Here is an 18,493-nt window from a genome sequence, read left to right on the forward strand (position 1 = left end):
TGTGTAAGGCCTTCACAATTTTGCAATATTTAAAACGCCTGACCAGGGAATAAAGCCCTATCATAAGGAGAATGTTTCAACATGTTTCAGCGCTTCGCACCGCTCGGCGTCGAAGGGCTGCCGCCTGCGTATCTTCCCCGCTGGAGCTGAGTTTCATGAGTGCGAGTGTCATCCGCAAGAAAATGGTGTCGGCCGCCTGGGTCATCGGTGTGCTGCTGATCATTTATTGCTTCCCGGTCACGACCCTGGTGTTCCTGGGCTTGGTGCTGGTGTGCGGTGTCTACGATTTTCTGCGCAATGGATTGTACGATCGCAGGACTATCGAGAAATACTTTATCGGCAGTGGACGCAACACCTGGCTGCTGGCGCCGTTCAACACGCTGTTTGACCTGCTGAGTTCGCGTAACCGTCACGTTTACACGATGCGCGACCTGCCACCCACCTGGCGCGAAGACCTGCAACAGGTCATTGATGAGGCCATGGCCCACAAGGATGAAATCATCGGCTATCTGGACGAGCGCATGGCCGAGAAAAAGCGTGGCATGTTGTTTTTCCAATGGTACGGGCGCCCCATCGAAACCGCCCTCGATATTCCGAAACTGCGGGAAAAACTGCCGTTCGTGAAGACCATCGGCGTGTCGGTGTTCAACGAAAACCGCTCGACCTCCTTTCACTTCGGCCCGCTGCGCATGATGTTCCGCGTGCTCTACAACATGGCCCCGGCGCCCCATCATGAAGGCGTGTATATCCAGGTCGGCAAGCACAAACATTACTGGCACGACGATCCGTTGTTCATCTTCGATGACACGCTGATGCATGCGTCTTTCAACAAAAACGATGCAAAACGCTACTGCCTGTTTATCGATATCGTGCGGCCTACGCCGATGCCTGCACTGCTCAACGCCATAATTGCGGGCTTTGCCCGGATGGTCTTTACCCTGCGTCGGGTTTTCTACAAAAACTGGAAGCTGATTCAGTAAGTTCTGCGGCATGATGGTGCTGGACGGTGTTTGCACTCGGCCCTGCGGCTGGGGTAAAAAACCGTCTCGTGCGACCGTATCGGCGCCGACCATTCTCAAGCCATCGCAGCGTCTTGCAGGTGCGGTGGCTGCGCTTTCAAGGAATCAGAATGCCCCAACGTCAAGTCATCAACGCGTCCGTCAGCCCCAAGGGCAGCCTCGAAACCCTGTCCCAACGTGAAGTGCAGCAACTCAGCGAAGCCGGCACCGGCAGCATCTACACCCTGTTCCGCCAGTGCGCCCTGGCCATCCTGAACACCGGCGCGCATATCGATAACGCCAAGACCATCCTTGATGCGTATAAAGACTTTGAAGTGCGCATCCACCAGCAGGATCGCGGCGTGCGCCTTGAACTGCTGAACGCCCCCGCCGACGCCTTCGTCGACGGTGAAATGATCGCCAGCACCCGCGAGATGCTGTTCAGCGCCCTGCGCGACATCGTCTACACCGAGAACGAGCTGGACAGCCAGCGCATCGACCTCAGCAACTCCCAGGGCATCACCGACTACGTATTCCACCTGCTGCGCAACGCCCGCACGCTGCGCCCCGGTGTCGAGCCAAAAATCGTGGTGTGCTGGGGCGGACACTCGATCAATACCGAAGAATACAAATACACCAAGAAGGTCGGCCATGAACTGGGCTTGCGCAGCCTGGACGTTTGCACCGGCTGTGGCCCTGGCGTGATGAAAGGTCCGATGAAGGGCGCGACCATTTCCCACGCCAAGCAACGCATCGTCGGCGGCCGCTACCTGGGCCTGACCGAGCCGGGTATCATCGCGGCCGAGGCGCCGAACCCGATCGTCAACGAACTGGTGATTCTGCCGGACATCGAAAAACGCCTTGAGGCCTTCGTCCGTGTGGGCCACGGCATCATCATCTTCCCCGGCGGCGCGGGTACGGCCGAAGAATTCCTGTACCTGCTGGGTATCCTGATGCACCCGGACAATCGGGACGTGCCCTTCCCGGTCATCCTCACCGGGCCGAAGCACGCAGCGCCTTACCTGCAACAACTGCACGCGTTTGTCGGCGCCACATTGGGCGAGGCTGCACAAGCGCACTACCAGATCATCATCGATGATCCGGCGGAAGTGGCACGCCAGATGACGGCTGGGCTTAAAGCGGTGAAGCAATTCCGACGCGAGCGCAACGATGCCTTCCACTTCAACTGGCTGTTGAAGATTGATGAGAGCTTCCAGCGTCCGTTCGACCCGACCCACGCCAACATGGCCAGCCTGCAACTAAACCATGCACTGCCACCCCATGAGCTGGCGGCCAACCTGCGCCGCGCGTTCTCGGGGATTGTGGCGGGCAACGTGAAGGACAAAGGCATTCGCCTGATCGAACAGCATGGCCCCTACGAGATCCACGGCGACCCGGCCATCATGAAACCGCTGGATGAGCTGTTGCAGGCGTTCGTTGCCCAACACCGCATGAAGTTGCCGGGCGGCGCGGCGTATGTGCCGTGCTATCGCGTAGTGCAATAGGCCAGCAGTCGGTCATAAGTTGTAGCGCTTTGGAGCCCTTCCCAGGCGTGCGAACGGCGTGAATCGGACTAGGGTTTTATTGACTCCGATTCACCTACAACGAATGAGCGACCTATGGACCAACGGATCTTGTCCTCCATAATTCCTTACCCTAAGGTAAGGAATATCACGATGGAGATCTTCACTATGGCAACCGCCACACTTACCTCAAAAGGGCAAATTACCATTCCCGTTCAGGTCAGGACCGCGCTTGGCCTGGAAACCGGGGACCGCGTTGAGTTTGTCGAAATGGAAGACGGCAAGTTTTCCATCATCGCCGCCAGCAAAACCGTGCATGACCTCAAGGGCCTGATCCAAAAGCCAGCCAAAACTGTTTCCCTTGAAGAAATGAATCGTGCCATCGCCGCGCAAGGAGCGAAGGCGGGATGATCGGGCTGGATACCAATGTGCTGGTGCGCTATGTCACCCAGGATGATCCCGTGCAATCGCCCAAGGCATCCGAACTGATCGAATCACTCACCAGCTTTACACCCGGTTTTGTCAGCCTGGTGTCCGTGGTGGAGTTGGTATGGGTTCTACAAAGCTGTTATCAGTCCGCCAAGGGCGACATAGTCACTGTCCTGGAAACGTTGCTACGCACCCGCGAACTGACTATCGAACATGCTGAAATTATCTGGCAGGCGCTTCGACGGTTCACTGCCAGCAAGGCCGATTTTGCCGACTGCCTCATAGAGCGTTGTGCCCATGCAGCAGGCTGCGAATATACCGCTACGTTCGACCTGAGCGCCGCCAAGGCAGCCGGCATGAAGCGCCTGGTCTAGCTGTCGCATTGCGACTACATCCAGGCTTTGGTAAAAACCGTGTTCAACCCGATTGAGAGAAAGCCCTACGTGCGCACGTTTGTTTTCGCAGCCCTGACCATGGCTTCCACACTGGCCAACGCTACCGCCATCAACTGGCCTGACCTGCCGCAAACCTGCTTCGTCAGCGGCCGCCCGGCTACCAGTGCAGATGTCGAGACAGGCTGCGCGGCGTTTCTGATCAATGTAAAAGGTGAGGCCGCAGGTACGCCCATCAAGCTGGACATCCCGCAGTACGCGCTGCATATCGACGAAGCCACCGGTAAGGAAACCCCGGTGATCATTATTCAGGCAGAAGAGAACGGCGAGATAAAGGCCGTGGGCTACAGGGAGTTGGGTACTGATCAATTGGGCGCGGCGCTGTTGCGGGAAGTACGCTTGCTAGGTACGGAAAAACCGATTTAATTCGCATGACGCAATACCCCATCAAGACGTGATCGCGAATCAGCGCCCATAAAAAAGCCCACTGACCGTTACCGGTTCAGCGGGCTTTTCATTGCGTATTGCTTACAAAGCCAGGTCAGACGCTGGCTTGCTCGGCTCTGCCGCAGGCTTGGCAGCCTCGGTCGCCGTTGGCGCAGCGCGCTGCGGAATCACAGGCGGGGTAGGCAGTTGCAGGACACCGGCGGTGTAGGCCCATTCCTTGGCAACCGCTTCCGGGCTGTCGTTCAGCTTGGTGCCGTAGCTCGGTACGATCTGGTGCAGTTTGGCCTGCCACTCAGGTGTCGCAACCTTGTCCTTGAACACTTTCTGCAGCACGGTCAGCATGATCGGAGCCGCGGTGGACGCGCCTGGCGATGCACCCAACAGGCCGGCGATGGTGTTGTCGGCGGAGCTGACCACTTCGGTGCCGAGTTTCAGGACGCCGCCCTGCTCTTCGTCACGCTTGATGATCTGCACGCGCTGACCGGCTTGCCACAGGCGCCAGTCTTCTTTCTTGGCGTTCGGGAAGTACTCTTTCAGGGCGTTGAAGCGGTCGTCATCCGACAGCATCAGTTGGCCGGCAAGGTACTCGACCAGTGGGTATTCACGAATACCGACTTTGGTCATTGGCCAGATGTTGTGGGTGGTGGTGCTGGTCAGCAGGTCCAGGTACGAGCCTTCTTTCAGGAACTTGGTGGAGAAGGTCGCGAATGGGCCAAACAGGATCACGCGCTTACCGTCCAGCACGCGGGTGTCCAGGTGCGGAACCGACATCGGCGGTGCGCCAACCGACGCCTTACCGTAGGCCTTGGCCAAGTGGGCTTCGGCCACGGTTGGGTTGTCGGTCACCAGGAACGAACCCCCGACCGGGAAGCCTGCGTATTCCTTGGCTTCAGGAATGCCGGACTTTTGCAGCAAGTGCAGAGCACCGCCGCCCGCGCCGATGAACACGAACTTGGCGTCGGTTTCGGTCTTGGTACCGTCTTTCAGGTTTTTGTAGCTGACGCGCCACGAACCGTCGGCGTTCTTGGTGATGTCCTGCACTTCGCTCGACAGTTTCAGGTCGAACTTAGGCGTGGTTTGCAGGTGAGCGACGAACTGGCGGGTGATCTCGCCGAAGTTCATGTCGGTACCCAGCGGGCTCCAGGTGGCCGCGATCTTCTGGTTCGGGTCACGCCCTTCCATCATCAGCGGAACCCACTTGGCGATCTGCGCCGGGTCTTCGGAGTACTGCATGCCGGCGAACAGCGGGCTCGCCTTCAGGGCTTCGAAGCGCTTTTTCAGGAACTTGATGTTGTCATCGCCCCACACAAAACTCATGTGCGGAGTGGTGTTGATGAACGAACGTGGATTCTTCAGCACGCCCTGCTGGACCTGCCAAGACCAGAACTGACGGGAAATCTGGAACGCTTCGTTGATCTCGACCGCTTTCGGGATCTCAACGTTGCCGTTCTTGTCTTCCGGGGTGTAGTTCAGCTCAGCCAGGGCCGAGTGACCGGTACCGGCGTTGTTCCAGCCGTTGGAGCTTTCTTCGGCCACGCCATCGAGGCGCTCGACCATTTCCATCGACCAGTCCGGTTCCAACTCATTGAGCCAGACACCCAGGGTTGCACTCATGATGCCGCCGCCGATCAGCAGCACATCGACTTTCTTTGCCTCTTGCGCGTGAACGGAACTCATCCCCAGCGACAAAGCGAGCCCTAGCAAGGCAGTGTTTACTTTCTTAAACATCTGTAGCACCTATGATAAAACGCCATCCGCCCTACCACCCCGGATCATGAGCACACCATCATCGCTACGCCAGGCAACGTACGCGGGGCTTGCACATTCACTTGAGGGCCGCAGGGTGGGCACACAAGGTCGACGTGTCGACCTCACTTTTATGTCCCTTCTGCGCTGACTTTTTATCATTATTGGCTTCAGCTACCTGGGCGACAGCGACTCTCCGGGACGTATACGGGTGTACGTACCAGAAAGAGACTAGCCCAGGACGGCGCGGAGAATATCACGCCAAACAGCGTTTATGCGCCGTTTGGCCAATTGACAGCTCTAAAATGAGGATTTTGGCAAGTCCGGCAGACGCGACCAGAGGTCACAGGCCTGGAACTCTCGCGCAAACGGCTGTTCTAGACACCTTTGTCGCCTCTTGCGTAGCATCGGCGACTGTCCTTCGTGCCACCCCTCCACACAGAGCTACCCATGACTATCCAGCAAACACCCGGGCATGTGCTGCCCGCGCGCAGCGCCGCCAAAATGGAAGCGGCCATGGCCGTGGGCGCTTTCGCTATCGGTACTGGCGAATTCGCCATCATGGGCCTGATGCCCGACATCGCCCAGAACCTGGGTTTGAGCGAGCCCCAGGTCGGCCACGCCATCAGCGCCTACGCACTGGGCGTGATGGTCGGCGCCCCACTGCTGGCCATCCTCGGCGCCAAGTTGCTGCGTAAACACATGCTGCTGTTGCTGATGGGCCTGTATGCCCTGGGCAACTTCGCCACGGCCTTCACCCCAACGTTCGGCTCGCTGGTGGCCTTCCGCTTTATCAGCGGCCTGCCCCACGGCGCCTACTTCGGCATCGCCGCCGTGGTCGCCTCGAGCATGGTGCCCAGCGACAAACGTGCGGGCGCCGTCGCGCGAGTCATGATGGGCCTGACCCTGGCCATGCTGCTGGGCAACCCCATCGCCACCTTCCTCGGCCAGCACCTGGGCTGGCGCTCGGCGTTTGCCTTGGTCAGCGTAATAGCCTTGTGCACCATCGCCCTCGTCTGGCAGTTCGTGCCCCATCGTCACGATGAGCAACGCAGCGACCCGCGCAAGGAACTGCGCGCCTTCACCAAACCCCAGGTGTGGATGGCGCTGTCCATCGGCGCGATTGGGTTTGCCGGGATGTTCTGCGTGTTCAGCTACCTGGCGCCGACCATGCTTGAAGTGACCAAGGTATCGCCGCAATGGATTCCCTTCGGGCTAGCCGCATTTGGTGTAGGCGGAATCATCGGCAACATTGCCGGTGGCAAGCTGTTTGATCGCATGCAGTTTCGCGCGGTGGGCTGGATTATGGTGTGGTCGATGGCCGTGCTGATCTTCTTCACCTTCGCCGCCAGCTCGCTATGGAGCGTACTGCTGGGTATCGGCCTGGTCGGCACCATGATCGCCATGGCCGCACCGTTACAGATCCGCCTGATGGACATCGCACACGAAGCGCCGAGCCTGGCTGCAGCCTCGAACCATGCGGCATTCAACCTGGCGAACGCACTGGGCCCGTGGTTGGGAGGGATGGCGATTACGGCCGGATATGGCTGGACCAGCACCGGCTACATCGGCGCCGCGACGGCGCTGGCAGGCCTGGGCATCTACCTGATCGCCCGCCGCATGAAAGGTGGCCACTGAGACGTCTCAGACCACCTCAATTCCAATGTGGGAGGGGGCTCGCCCCCGATGGCGGGGGCTCAGTCAACACACGACTGACTGCCCCACCACCCCATCAATCATCATGCAACAACCCCGACCCATACTCCCCATAACTACTTCCCAAGCCACTGCCGCCAAAATTCATCTTGGCGGCTTTGCTGGGGCTATGGTCCCCGAATGCCTGGCATCCGCCTGAAAAACAAGGGTCACTGCTCACGCCGGACGATCCCGTCGAACAAGCGGTCAGCAGCAACGTGCCAGCAATCATCACGACTTTAGTGAGGTTCGAGATCATGTTTTGAGTTCCCTGTGGACTGGAGGCGCGGGAGTCCTCTGTTGAAGAGGATCGTAGACCTCAAAAGCGCGGGGAATGATGAAATTTTGCGGGGTGACAGGAGGGGTTCAGGTTGCCGCCTTGAGGTAAGGCGGCGGGGTTGGGGGTCAGGCTGCGGCTGTACCGGCGGCAGGCGCAACTTGCTCTTGCGCTCGGTCAACGAGCAGAACACTTAGATCGATTAGTTGTTGGATGCCCAAGACGATGGCGCGGTGGGGGTCTTCGAGATCGAACGCTAGGGAGGCAGCCATTTGGTTGGCGGACTCCAGGTTTTCGGCGGCGTTGGCTAGGAGGGTTTCGGTGTCGACGTTGGGGCTGACTGAGAACAGTTTGTTAACTCGCTGATCGACGGGTATCGCGTCGTCAGATTCAGGCAAGCAATGGTGAATAGCACGCTGGGCCGCCATATGTAGCTTGGTATCGACGGGAGCAGTTTTGTGATCGACAAAAGGGTTACGTGACTTGTTGGACATGGGCGAAGCTCCAAATATTTCCGGGAGTTAAAACGCCTTAGCAATACGGACTTCCACCTCCGGCCGCTGAGTTTACAGCGGCTTGCGGAGGTTAGCGATGGGTGGTCTGAGGGGCAAGCCGAAAGGAGAGTAGGAAGTTTCCCCAGAATGCCCTCAGACCAAATCGATAAAACCACGATGCTCTGAATTGAGGTTAATAACCTCTGGATACACCTCGCGACGATCTGCTGATTCAAGCCAACGATCCTCGGTGTAAGATGCCCACACCCCCCATCATCGAGGCCGCCATGACTGGAATCTCCCTAAATTTGCCGGAAGATCTATCCAACTCCCTAGCGGACCTGGCCAAAACCAACGGCCAGACTGCGAGCTATCTAGCGATGGACGTTCTTCGCGACTACATCGAGCACGAAAAAACACTGACGGCTCAGATCGAGTTGGCAGTGAAAGAAGCCGACGAAGGAAAATTCGCAACCGACGACCAAGTGGCAGCCATGCGCGCTAGGCGCTGGAGTCGGAACGCGGGTTGAGTGGCTTGAAAAAGCACTCAAAAACCTGGAAGACGAGGCTAACTATATCGCTCTCGAAAATCCAAAAGCGGCCGACGATTTCTCCGATGCCATTTTCACCAACGTCGACAAGCTCGCTCAATTTCCTTCTATGGGCCGTGAAGGCCGGGTCAAAAACACCCGAGAATGGGCAGTACCCAATTGGTCATATCTGATTCCGTATCGGGTACGCGGTGATCGCCTGCAGATCCTCGGCGTATTTCATACGCGGCAGCGTCCCCGTTCAAAGTGGTGAATACAGGAAACAGTGCCCTCGAACAATCAACATCCATCCCTGATAAACTGCGCCCCATTCGCCTCGTTGACTCAGATTCCCCAATGCCCCTACAAACCGCTCCCCTCTCCCGCCGCTTTTCCGTCGCCCCGATGATGGATTGGACGTAGTCCGTACGCTTCCTGCTGATTTGGCTGGTCGCACTACACCTGCCGACTTCTCTCGTAGCAATTTCTAAGCAATTACGTATCAATCTCCATTCTGCGCATGAGATAGGGTCAAGGTGGCTCCAAGCAGTTCTAGTGGTCGGCAAAACAAAACATACCTGACTGCTACAAGTGGAAAATACTCTTTCAGCCGCTCTAAAAGACGCGATCTAGCACCTGAACATCTCTAGGATCACGCACATGAACGGCTCTACCTGGACACCACCAAAAATGATATCGTTTCGCCTTCACCATGAAGGACTGTATACATATGATGGAAATCACACTCGATGCCGTGGTGAAGGTTGCGGCACCTTTTTTGACAGCAGTCGTCGGTCTATTGGCAAAAATCTATCTAGACGCCAAACCAAAACTTGTATTTTACATGATTCAATCTTTTGCAATCCCTACACGAAATCAGAACACTCCAAATGCTCAACCGATAACAGTCCACACTCATACCATTGCGGTTCGTAACTCAGGAAAAAAATCTGCTACAAATGTACGGATTGGCCACCACTACCTTCCTGACTTCCAAATCCACCCCCCGCTAGCTCACGAGGTAGTTAGAAACCTGGATAATACAGGAGAAATTTTAATTCCAACGCTAGTCCCAGGCGAGCAAATAATTGTCGGCTACTTATATTTTCCACCCCAGACCTATCAAAACATAAACAGCTATTGTAAATCCGATGAAGTACTTGCAAAATACTTAAATGTAACCCCAATGGTTCCCGCCGGAAAAATCCAACTTTTCACACTGTGGCTTTTAGTTTTTATTGGGGCATCCAGCCTTGTTTATTGGATACTTACCCTCCTCTTAATATGGGCACAATCCTCAACTTGACATAGACATTCGTGCCACACCGCCACTCCCAACTGCGCAGACTTAAGATTTACTAGCTACAGACTAGCACTCACTAATCATCACAAACAAGTGCGGAAAAGCCTAAAAAACTAAATATTATAATTTCATTTGCTTGCACCCAACTCAGAGTACCGGTCAAAAATCAACACTCAAGGAGGTTTTTTATGACAATATCAAACATGGATAGGCTTGAAAAAATTCTTGATGGATTAGGCCCAGGAATGGAGTCCATGCCCATATCGGTTCGAGAACTTATAAGTTGGTTTGGAGCCGAACGTAGAGGCTATATGGTAGCCTACAAAATCCGCAAAGCGCTAGAAGCTTTAGGTGTAACAACAAAGCCTGACTTTGATAGCGTCCCTTTAGACTCCAAGATTATTCTTTATGCTCCCACCCAAGAGGAGATAACTCAGCAAGACACTCTTGAAAACGCTGATAACCCAGTGAGTGAAACGGGCTCCGTGCCCGAAGCAAGCGAGTGCGAATCATCACCACAGAAAGAACTCATATCTGGAGCTGTATCAGAACCCGCATTTCGAGTAAGCCGGCTAGAAGCAGCGAACGTGAATCTCATAACGGTAAAACCAGACAGCAGCCTCAACGAGGCAATCACTCTAATGCTACGCCATGACTATTCACAGCTTCCTGTAATGACCAACGAACGCGATGTAAAGGGCGTAATTAGCTGGGAAAGCATCACCCCAAAACTGATCTTGGCAAACTCTCAATCCACATTCGTTCGGGACTACATGAAACCACACAGAGAGATAAATTCCGTAGACTCAATTTTTTCAGCACTCCCCAGAATTGTCGAGTACTCATACGTTCTAGTTCGCGCCCCCGACCAGCGTATAAGTGGAATAATCACCACAACCGATCTCAGCACTCAATTTAAACAACTTTCCGAGCCATTTCTTTTACTTTCCGAGATAGAAAACCATATAAGGAAAATAATAGATGGCAAATTCACGAAAGAAGAATTAATCAGCATTGTAAATCCTTCGGATAGTGAGCGGGCAATTGACTCGGTTGCCGATCTAACCTTTGGTGAATACATTCGCCTCTTTGAGGACCCAAGCCTGTGGCTAAAAACAAATCTTAAAGTTGACAAAAAAACCTTTACCAAAGAACTCGACAAAGTTCGTATAATCAGGAATGACGTGATGCACTTTGACCCTGACGGCATTTCAGAGGATGACCACGAACTTCTACACCACTTTGTTCGTTTCATTCATACAATACAAAGCTTAAGCATTAATCAAACCATAAAGTAAGTGACTGTATAAATCTTTGCATCGCGGTACACACTTACACACCGTCTAGCGGCGTTTTTGCAAAAATGAAAAAAATAGCTAAAACGCCTTCAAACTATTTACAATTCACTACCCAGAGCTGATCAAGCTTCGTTGTGAAGCTAGGGCTCATCATCTCGCGGCGCATAGCCCATGTGGGTTCTTTCGGTACACTAGCCGAGCGCAGAGTGTGCCTGCCCCAGCGTTCGTTGATTTGGTCCAAGACCTCCATCACCCGAGTTGCCTCAGCCGGCTGTGATAAAGCAAAAAAATCATCCGTGTATTCGCCAGGCTGACAGAGGCCGAGCAACATCACCTCAGCCTTGCTGTATTTGAAGCCTGGTCGAAATATCCGATCGAGCGCTCCCACCGCCGCTTGCGTAAGTAGCCGCACGTCATCAGTGGGATACGGCATATCCACCACCACCCCATTGGCATACTTCGCTTCCTCCGGGTTGAACATGCCAGTGCGGATGCACACGCGTACCTTTTTACACAGCGAGTTCTGAGCGCGGAGCTTCTCCGAGGCTCGCATCATGTAGGTGGCCACCGCCTCCTTGATGGGCGGCAGCTCCGTCAGCCTCTTACCGAACATGCGGCTGCAGCAGATCTCCTGCTTGGGCGGATCCGGTTCATCCAGCTCCAGACAAGGCGTGCCGCCTAACTCTCTGGCCGTCTTCTCGATCACAATGCTGAACTTCTTACGAAGCGTCCACGGATCGGCCCTAGCCAGGTCCATAGCCGACTTGATACCCATGGCATCAAGATGGAGTTTCATCTTGCTGCCAACACCCCACACCTCCGCCACATCCGTATTGCGTAGCACCCAGTCACGCTTAACCGGATCGGTGATGTTGACCACTCCACCGGTTTGGGCCTGCAATCGCTTCGCCGTATGGTTTGCCAGCTTCGCCAGGGTTTTTGTGTGAGCGATACCAACACCAACCGGGATACCAGTGCAGAGAAGCACCTGGGCCCGAATCTGCCGGCCTAAGGCATCCAGCCCACAGATACCAGTCAGATCGGCGAACGCCTCGTCAATGCTGTACACCTCCACCGCCGGCACCATCGCCTCGATCAGGCTCATGACGCGCTCGCTCATGTCGCCGTACAGCGCATAGTTGGAGGAGAACGGGACAATGCCGTGCTGCTTAAGCTTGTGCTTGATCTGGAAATACGGCTCGCCCATCTTGATGAAGGGTTTGGCGTCGTAGCTCCGAGCGATCACGCAGCCATCATTATTGCTCAGCACCACGATGGGCACCTTCGCCAGGTCGGGCCGAAATACCCGTTCGCAACTGGCATAGAAGCTGTTGCAGTCGATCAGTGCGAAGGTTGGCTGCTGCTTAGACATGGCTGCGCACTGTGCTGGTGATCACGCCCCAGATCGACAGTTCGTCGCCCTCAAGAACGTAGCGTGCCGGGAACTTGGGGTTTTCGGAAAGCAGGACTACTTCACGACCGCGCTTACACAGCCGCTTGCAGACGGGCTCATTGTTCAGCAGCGCCACAACCACATGCCCATGGACCGGCTCGATGGCACGATCCACCACGGCCAGGTCACCATCGAAGATTCCGACGCCCTGCATGCTGTCGCCGGTGATCGCCACCAGGTACACATGTGGCGCACGGATATTCAGAACTTCATCCAGCGAGATGTGCTGCTCAATGTGATCAGCCGCCGGCGACGGAAAGCCGGCAGGGACCTGGAACGAACACAGTGGCAGCTTAGAGCCGACCTCAGCGATGGGACCTAAAATGGTAAAGCTCATGGCGCGGCCTTTTACTTATACTGTACGAATGTACAGTTAACTTTGTAGGACGCACGCGGTCAATTTTTCTGTAGGGGATTTCGACAGGCGGAGAGGTGAGTATGTGTGGACGATTCGTGCAATACGAAGGAATGGCAATCTTTATTGAAGAACTGAGCCCGCAAATAGAGCTATTCAGCGGCTACGATGCCAAGCCTATCGAACGTTACAACATCGCTCCATCAACGCGGGTGCAGGTGCTGCACGCTGGAGAAGATGGACTGCATATAGATGCAGTCAAATGGGGATGGTCGCCTTTCTGGGCGAAGGGCAAACGCCCCGACCCGATCAACGCACGCGTAGAGACGGTCACCACGGGCAAGTTTTTTAAGCAACTCTGGCCGAATAGCCGCGCCCTGGTTCCTAGTGAGGGGTGGTATGAGTGGGTTAAAGACTCTCAAGATCCGAAAAAGAAGCAGCCCTATTTCATTCGATTGAAGAGTCAGAAACCCATGTTCTTTGGAGCACTGGCCCAAGTTCACCCCGGCCTTGAACCTCATGAGGGCGATGGTTTTGTGATCATTACCGCCGCCAGCGATCAGGGCATGGTGGACATCCACGACCGCAAGCCTTTGGTGCTCACACCCGAACATGCCAGGGAATGGCTTGACCCAAACCTTTCCCCTGAACGGGCGGAGGAAATAGCGAAGGAATGCTGTCAGCCAGTGGACGCATTTGAGTGGTATGCGGTTGGCAAAGCAGTTGGGAATGTGAAAAACCAGGGGGCCGAGTTGTTGCAGCCTGCGCCCCCCCAAAGATGGTTGATCTAATCAACATTGAGACTTGATCTTCAGAACAGCCCCCCCAACGCGGCGGGCTCCCAGTTCATGATCACCAACTCACCACTCAGATCGGCTTTACCTTGGCGCTGATTAGCGGTCGAGTATCGAATGTCGACCGTCTCGAAGTGGAACCCCTCAAACACGCGGCGGATATCAGGATGATCGTTGATACTGACCATCACCCGCCCCTTGCAGCGACGCATGAAGTCAGCCATCCGCTCGTAATTCTCGAAGGAGAAATCCACGCCATAGCCTGCCGTCTGCCAGTATGGAGGATCCATGTAATGAAACGTGTGCGCCCGGTCGTAGCGTTCAGCGCAGTCCAACCAAGGAAGGTTCTCAACGTAGGTGCCGGACAACCGCTGCCATGCTGCAGAAAGGTTCTCCTCGATCCGCAGCAGGTTAATGGCCGGGCCAGTGGTAGCAGTGCCAAACGTCTGCCCTGTCACTTTGCCCGCAAAGGCATGGTGCTGCAGGTAGAAGAACCGAGCGGCACGCTGGATATCGGTGAGGGTTTCAGGGCGGGTCATCTTCTGCCACTCGAACACCTGACGGGAACTGAGAGCCCATTTGAACTGACGCACGAATTCTTCCAGGTGATTCTGCACAACGCGGTACAGCGTCACCAGGTCGCCATTAATATCGTTGAGGACTTCAACCGGCGCGGCCTGGGGGCGCATGAAGTAGAGCGCGGCACCGCCGGCAAAAACTTCAACGTAGCATTCGTGTGGCGGGAAGAGCGGGATAAGGCGGTCGGCCAGGCGGCGTTTGCCGCCCATCCAAGGGATGATGGGTGTGGACATATAAAAGCAAGACCTTTGCTGTATGGATGAACAGTGCTAGGCTCGCTCCGCTTTGTGCACGAAGCAGGAGCCTTGGCTGGACTTGCAGGGATGTTCTGCAGGGAAGGTGACCGGGCTGGATGTTGACGCATCCTGCCCGGTCGCTCTTATTACTTGGGTGTAGAGGAGTCTTTTTTCGTGGACGCGACCATCCCGTAAGCCTTCAAGGCTCGGGTGGCTTACTGCAAAAAATTGTTGGGGAGAAACAGTGTCACATCGGTCGATGTATTCGATCGATCAAACCTATGTGCAAAAGATAGATAGCAAGGCTTGATACCGCACAGCGTGGTGCGCATATGCATAGTGTTCGGGAGTGCTCTCAACTCACCAAAGAAGGGGCATAACGCCCCTCCCCCGAAAGCTCAGATTACAGAGTTCTTTCCACTCGAGAGACAACATTGTCAGCAACCGGACCATTCCACTTGCTCGTCAGGCGCGCTCTGAAAAACCGCTGCATCGGGAGTTCAAAATAGTGGTAGCTCAACAAACAAAGCGGAATCAGGATCGCACCAAACAGCAACAGAGCATACTTACTGTAGAAAAATTCTCGATCAATCCCAAGATTCAGAGCTACAACAAAGAACACTAATTCCAATGGAAAGTGAAGAAGATACGACGAATAGCTTAAATGACCAATCACAGCAAACCGTTTACCAAGCCCACCGCGCAACGTTTCAACGAGCGCCAGTGCAAGTATTGAAAACGGAAAAACCACGCCAAATATCGACAGGTGCGAAATCCTATAAATCAATCCAGGAATAAATACGCTATAGCCGCCTGGTAGCACACTCTCTAGTAGTTGCTGTAATCCTGCAGTCAAATAGGAGTACTCATAATCGATAAACACACAACCCCATACCGCCAAAGCAAATATCGCAACGAGTGCAGTTAACGCTTTCGCACGAGCACATGTCGCAGCTTTGGAATAAATCCAAAATGTTAACCCGCCGACGAAAAACGAAAACATCCCGCGTCCAACCTCTGGCAGAAACTCATTTATAACTATTCCTGCCACCGCACATGCAGCAGCTACCAGGTACTTATTACTGAAGGTAAGACAAGTGACAAAAAATACAAAGTATAAGAGAACCTCGACAGAGACCGACCAGATTGGACCATTAAATGAGTAACCCGGCAGCACACCCCAGCTGCTAGCCAGAAATAAATTTAGGACCGCACGATAAACATCATTATTTTGATATACAAAATAGCTACCCGTCTTCGCATGCAAGAGAAGCTGCATAACCAACACAAAGACAAAGGTTACAAAGTGCAGGGGATACAACCTAGAAAACCGCACAACAAAGAAGGTAGCCCCTCCTATACGCTTGTTGGCGATAGAATCAGAATAAAGCCAGAAAAATACAAACCCAGATAAAGAGAAGAAGAAGTCGACCGCCATCCAACCATGATTATAAAAAATTGAAAACGCGCTATAGAACGGCTGATCCACGAGCCTGTACGAGGAACTAACGCCATCAGTATATAGAAGGTGCTGCCAGTGCCACAGCACAACAACCAAGGCTGCAAGGCCTCGAACTATGTCGAGGGAGTAAAGGTGCTTCGGCAGCTGCTTTCTATCAAGCATGTTCGTCCTTAATTGTAACCGTATGCAAACAAACGGAAATATTACCGTACATTCAATTCATCACGAAGCGGTTTTGATTTGGTAGGTAAACGGGGCGCCGATACGTCCCGTTCGTCTAAGCCATTTACTTCTGCGCGGAAACATCCTTCGCATAGGCCTGACAGGCCCGCAGCGCGATCAATCCCTGGTCGCCGGCATCGGTGATTCCGATAATTCGTTGAGCATGCGTTCGGTCAAGTTGGGCTCTTGCGGGGCCATGAACCACGCGGCCGGTGGAGGTGGTGGTTGGCACTGAACAACCGCTGGTGGCGTCGGTGGTGGCGAGTACGACTGACAACCGCAGATCAGCAGTAGCGAGGCGATCACGCAGGCGAGCTTGCTTGTTTTGTTCATCGGTCAATTCCTTGTAGTGCGTTTCGTCTTTGCTTTGCAGGCGCTGCTCCAGGGCGAAGCGCTTGTCTTGCTCTTTGCGTTGCTGGGTGGCAGCCGCCAGGGACAATTCCTTGAGGGTGTCCGAATGCAGTCGGGCCTGGCGCTCCAGCTGCTGACCGCAACGCCAGCCTTGAACGGTCCAGGCCAATGCAGCCGAGCCGGTAGCCAGCAGCACTAGCAACGAAGCGGCGGCAGCAATGCGGAACTGCGCGGGGATCAGGTCGAAGAGACGCATAACACCGCCCTCGCCCTGGCCCACAGTTGCAGACGATCCTCCAAGCCGTTGAGCCCGCCGTTAATCCGGCGGGTAATGGTGTTGAACTGATCGCTGTCCGCGAGCGCGTTCAATCCGTTTACCGACCAGAACCACGCCGCAGACTCTGCCGCCCATTGCGGCAGTTCCAGCAGCTCCGGCGTGCGCAACAATCGTTCATCACCGAACAGCGCCAGGCTGCAGCGCAGGTAGTTGTCGTGACCGGTGATCTGTATCAGCCCACGGCCGCGATAGCGTTGGCCGTCACCATCGGCTGCCGGCGTGTTCCCCAGCTTGGCAGCTAGCGCGCCGGTGTCGTACTTGCTGAGGTACTGATCGCCCCCCAGTTCACGCACGTACTGCAGTTGGCCGGACTCGTGGCCGATCTGGGCAAGGAAAGCCGCCTGACGTTTCGGTGTATCGATCTTGCGGTTGATCATGGCCGCATTTAGCGCGGATACAAAAACGCCCGCTTGGCGGCGGGCGTTAGGCATGATGCGTTGTAGTTGCTGCTCAGAGATGGACATCGCTTTTTCCCAAACAAAAAAATACCGCTCGATGGCGGCGGGTGGTGGAACACGTGCGATCAGTTACAGCTCCAGAACCTTGACCTCCTTGGACTTTTTCTTTTTCTTGCCGGCCGCCTTGGCCTTGCCCTTCTTCCCTGCGTTGCATTCCACCGTGGTGCTCCAGCCGGACTGGGTGAACACCTGCTCCACCGAGTCGACGAGGAACTCCCCGTCCAACCCATCCTTGAAGCCCAGCGCATTGATCTGCCGCTCAGCAAACAGGTCAGTGCGACCGACCATCTCCAGCCGAACCTCAGCAGTCGAGCGGTTGAACGCCGCGAGTCGTGCCTTGGCGGCCTGTTCAGCGGCGGATTTGTTCGGATGGATATGCCGGTCGGTATGAACGGGCGGCAAACCTGCCGGTGCGTCGTCGTTGTCCAAAGTCAGGTTGACCAGCTCGCCGGTTTTCTTGTCCTGGTACTTGGTCTTGACGGCCTTCTGAGTGGTACGGTCGGTGAAACGGAACTGCCAACGGCTAACGTCACTGCGGCGAATGGTGATCGCCGGCAGGTTCTTGCCGCTGGCTGTCTGCCCGCTTTGACGTGGCAGCACCAGCAGCTTGCCGTCGGCGACCTTGGCAGTGCAGTCATGGTCCTTGGCGAGCCGAGTGATAAAGTTGTAGTCCGACTCGTTCAACTGATCGGCCCTGGGCACGACCGTGGCTAAAGGGCATTCCGGCTTCCATCCGTTGCGTGCGGCAATGTCGCTGACGATCCTAGACAGCGGTGCATTTTCCCAACTGCCGCTGCGGGTAGTCTTGCCACTGCCGCGCATGTCGCTGGCCTTGCCGCGAATGACCAGGGTGTCAGGCGGACCAGAAACCTCGATGTCATCCACGGTATACCGACCCAAGCGCGCCATCGCTTTGCTGGCGTAGCCGAGGTAGACCTCGATCCCGGCGCCCTTCTTGGGGAGCGCGACGGCACCGTCACGGTCATCGATTCGCAACTCGAACTCGTCCGACTCCATGCCGGGTTTGTCCAATGTGCGCAGCAATAGCAGGCGGTCGTTGATCAAGGCGGTTATATCGGTGCCATCAGCTACGATTCGAAAGATGGGCTTCATA

General features: G+C 55.2%; 21 protein-coding genes. 11 read left to right on the forward strand and 10 right to left on the reverse strand.

The window, feature by feature from the left end:
- Positions 1-155: 155 nt before the first annotated feature.
- The 5 genes from DYL61_RS00170 to DYL61_RS00190 all read left to right on the forward strand — a co-directional run bounded on the left by DYL61_RS00170 (position 156) and on the right by DYL61_RS00190 (position 3,768).
- On the forward strand, positions 156-980 hold the full coding sequence (locus tag DYL61_RS00170) for an aspartyl/asparaginyl beta-hydroxylase domain-containing protein (RefSeq protein WP_135306707.1): 825 nt from the start codon (positions 156-158) through the stop codon (positions 978-980).
- Positions 981-1,129: 149 nt separating this feature from the next.
- Positions 1,130-2,503: a nucleotide 5'-monophosphate nucleosidase PpnN gene (gene ppnN, locus DYL61_RS00175; protein ID WP_135306708.1), complete on the forward strand. Its 1,374-nt coding sequence runs from the start codon at positions 1,130-1,132 to the stop codon at positions 2,501-2,503.
- A 171-nt stretch (positions 2,504-2,674) separates the two neighbouring features.
- On the forward strand, positions 2,675-2,932 hold the full coding sequence (locus DYL61_RS00180; RefSeq protein WP_135306709.1) for an AbrB/MazE/SpoVT family DNA-binding domain-containing protein: 258 nt from the start codon (positions 2,675-2,677) through the stop codon (positions 2,930-2,932).
- The gene (locus tag DYL61_RS00185; protein WP_135306710.1) at positions 2,929-3,324 is read left to right on the forward strand and encodes a PIN domain-containing protein; all 396 of its coding nucleotides are present in this window, start codon (positions 2,929-2,931) and stop codon (positions 3,322-3,324) included. The genes DYL61_RS00180 and DYL61_RS00185 overlap by 4 nt, the downstream gene beginning before the upstream one ends.
- 99 nt (positions 3,325-3,423) lie before the next feature.
- Entirely contained in the window at positions 3,424-3,768 is a 345-nt protein-coding gene (locus DYL61_RS00190) for a hypothetical protein (RefSeq protein ID WP_135306903.1), read from the forward strand.
- A 102-nt stretch (positions 3,769-3,870) separates the two neighbouring features.
- On the opposite strand, the gene mqo is transcribed toward DYL61_RS00190, so the two are convergent.
- The gene (gene mqo / locus DYL61_RS00195; RefSeq protein WP_135306711.1) at positions 3,871-5,517 is read right to left on the reverse strand and encodes a malate dehydrogenase (quinone); all 1,647 of its coding nucleotides are present in this window, start codon (positions 5,515-5,517) and stop codon (positions 3,871-3,873) included.
- Positions 5,518-5,985: 468 nt separating this feature from the next.
- On the opposite strand from mqo, the gene DYL61_RS00200 reads away from it, so the two are divergent.
- Positions 5,986-7,173 (forward strand): MFS transporter, encoded by a 1,188-nt coding sequence (locus DYL61_RS00200; RefSeq protein ID WP_135306712.1) that lies wholly within the window; start codon positions 5,986-5,988, stop codon positions 7,171-7,173.
- Positions 7,174-7,267: 94 nt separating this feature from the next.
- Here the strand turns inward: DYL61_RS00200 and DYL61_RS00205 are convergent, their stop codons facing one another.
- Positions 7,268-7,489: a hypothetical protein gene (locus DYL61_RS00205; protein WP_135306713.1), complete on the reverse strand. Its 222-nt coding sequence runs from the start codon at positions 7,487-7,489 to the stop codon at positions 7,268-7,270.
- Between the two features lie 146 nt (positions 7,490-7,635).
- Positions 7,636-8,001 (reverse strand): DUF6124 family protein, encoded by a 366-nt coding sequence (locus DYL61_RS00210; RefSeq protein ID WP_135306714.1) that lies wholly within the window; start codon positions 7,999-8,001, stop codon positions 7,636-7,638.
- 287 nt (positions 8,002-8,288) lie between these two features.
- On the opposite strand from DYL61_RS00210, the gene DYL61_RS00215 reads away from it, so the two are divergent.
- From DYL61_RS00215 to DYL61_RS00230, 4 genes are all read left to right on the forward strand, one after another.
- Positions 8,289-8,531 (forward strand): CopG family ribbon-helix-helix protein, encoded by a 243-nt coding sequence (locus DYL61_RS00215; protein ID WP_032902648.1) that lies wholly within the window; start codon positions 8,289-8,291, stop codon positions 8,529-8,531.
- A gap of 25 nt (positions 8,532-8,556) precedes the next feature.
- Positions 8,557-8,805 carry a type II toxin-antitoxin system RelE/ParE family toxin gene (locus tag DYL61_RS00220; protein ID WP_135306904.1) on the forward strand — a complete coding sequence of 83 codons (249 nt, stop codon included), beginning with the start codon at positions 8,557-8,559 and terminating at the stop codon, positions 8,803-8,805.
- Positions 8,806-9,261: 456 nt separating this feature from the next.
- Positions 9,262-9,837: a hypothetical protein gene (locus tag DYL61_RS00225; protein ID WP_135306715.1), complete on the forward strand. Its 576-nt coding sequence runs from the start codon at positions 9,262-9,264 to the stop codon at positions 9,835-9,837.
- Positions 9,838-10,022: 185 nt separating this feature from the next.
- Entirely contained in the window at positions 10,023-11,132 is a 1,110-nt protein-coding gene (locus DYL61_RS00230; RefSeq protein WP_135306716.1) for a CBS domain-containing protein, read from the forward strand.
- A 94-nt stretch (positions 11,133-11,226) separates the two neighbouring features.
- Here DYL61_RS00230 and umuC read toward each other — a convergent pair whose 3' ends face one another.
- Positions 11,227-12,504 (reverse strand): translesion error-prone DNA polymerase V subunit UmuC, encoded by a 1,278-nt coding sequence (gene umuC / locus DYL61_RS00235; protein ID WP_135306717.1) that lies wholly within the window; start codon positions 12,502-12,504, stop codon positions 11,227-11,229.
- Entirely contained in the window at positions 12,497-12,922 is a 426-nt protein-coding gene (locus DYL61_RS00240; RefSeq protein WP_135306718.1) for a LexA family protein, read from the reverse strand. Before DYL61_RS00240 ends, umuC begins: the two co-directional genes overlap by 8 nt.
- A gap of 101 nt (positions 12,923-13,023) precedes the next feature.
- Between DYL61_RS00240 and DYL61_RS00245 the strand changes: the two genes are divergently transcribed.
- A complete protein-coding gene (locus DYL61_RS00245; RefSeq protein WP_135306719.1) occupies positions 13,024-13,731 on the forward strand; it encodes an SOS response-associated peptidase family protein in 708 nt (235 codons plus the stop codon).
- Positions 13,732-13,751: 20 nt separating this feature from the next.
- Here DYL61_RS00245 and DYL61_RS00250 read toward each other — a convergent pair whose 3' ends face one another.
- The 5 genes from DYL61_RS00250 to DYL61_RS00270 form a co-directional block, all read right to left on the reverse strand.
- Positions 13,752-14,546, reverse strand: a complete 795-nt coding sequence (locus DYL61_RS00250) for a DNA adenine methylase (RefSeq protein WP_135306720.1) — start codon at positions 14,544-14,546, stop codon at positions 13,752-13,754.
- A gap of 406 nt (positions 14,547-14,952) precedes the next feature.
- The gene (locus DYL61_RS00255; RefSeq protein ID WP_135306721.1) at positions 14,953-16,173 is read right to left on the reverse strand and encodes an acyltransferase family protein; all 1,221 of its coding nucleotides are present in this window, start codon (positions 16,171-16,173) and stop codon (positions 14,953-14,955) included.
- Positions 16,174-16,297: 124 nt separating this feature from the next.
- Entirely contained in the window at positions 16,298-16,840 is a 543-nt protein-coding gene (locus DYL61_RS00260) for a lysis system spanin subunit (protein WP_135306722.1), read from the reverse strand.
- Positions 16,822-17,385: a glycoside hydrolase family 19 protein gene (locus DYL61_RS00265; RefSeq protein WP_135306723.1), complete on the reverse strand. Its 564-nt coding sequence runs from the start codon at positions 17,383-17,385 to the stop codon at positions 16,822-16,824. Before DYL61_RS00265 ends, DYL61_RS00260 begins: the two co-directional genes overlap by 19 nt.
- Positions 17,386-17,448: 63 nt before the next feature.
- A complete protein-coding gene (locus DYL61_RS00270) occupies positions 17,449-18,492 on the reverse strand; it encodes a phage late control D family protein (protein ID WP_135306724.1) in 1,044 nt (347 codons plus the stop codon).
- Between the last annotated feature and the right edge of the window lies 1 nt (position 18,493).

The organism is Pseudomonas nabeulensis, from assembly GCF_004682045.1.
Lineage (GTDB): Bacteria > Pseudomonadota > Gammaproteobacteria > Pseudomonadales > Pseudomonadaceae > Aquipseudomonas > Aquipseudomonas nabeulensis.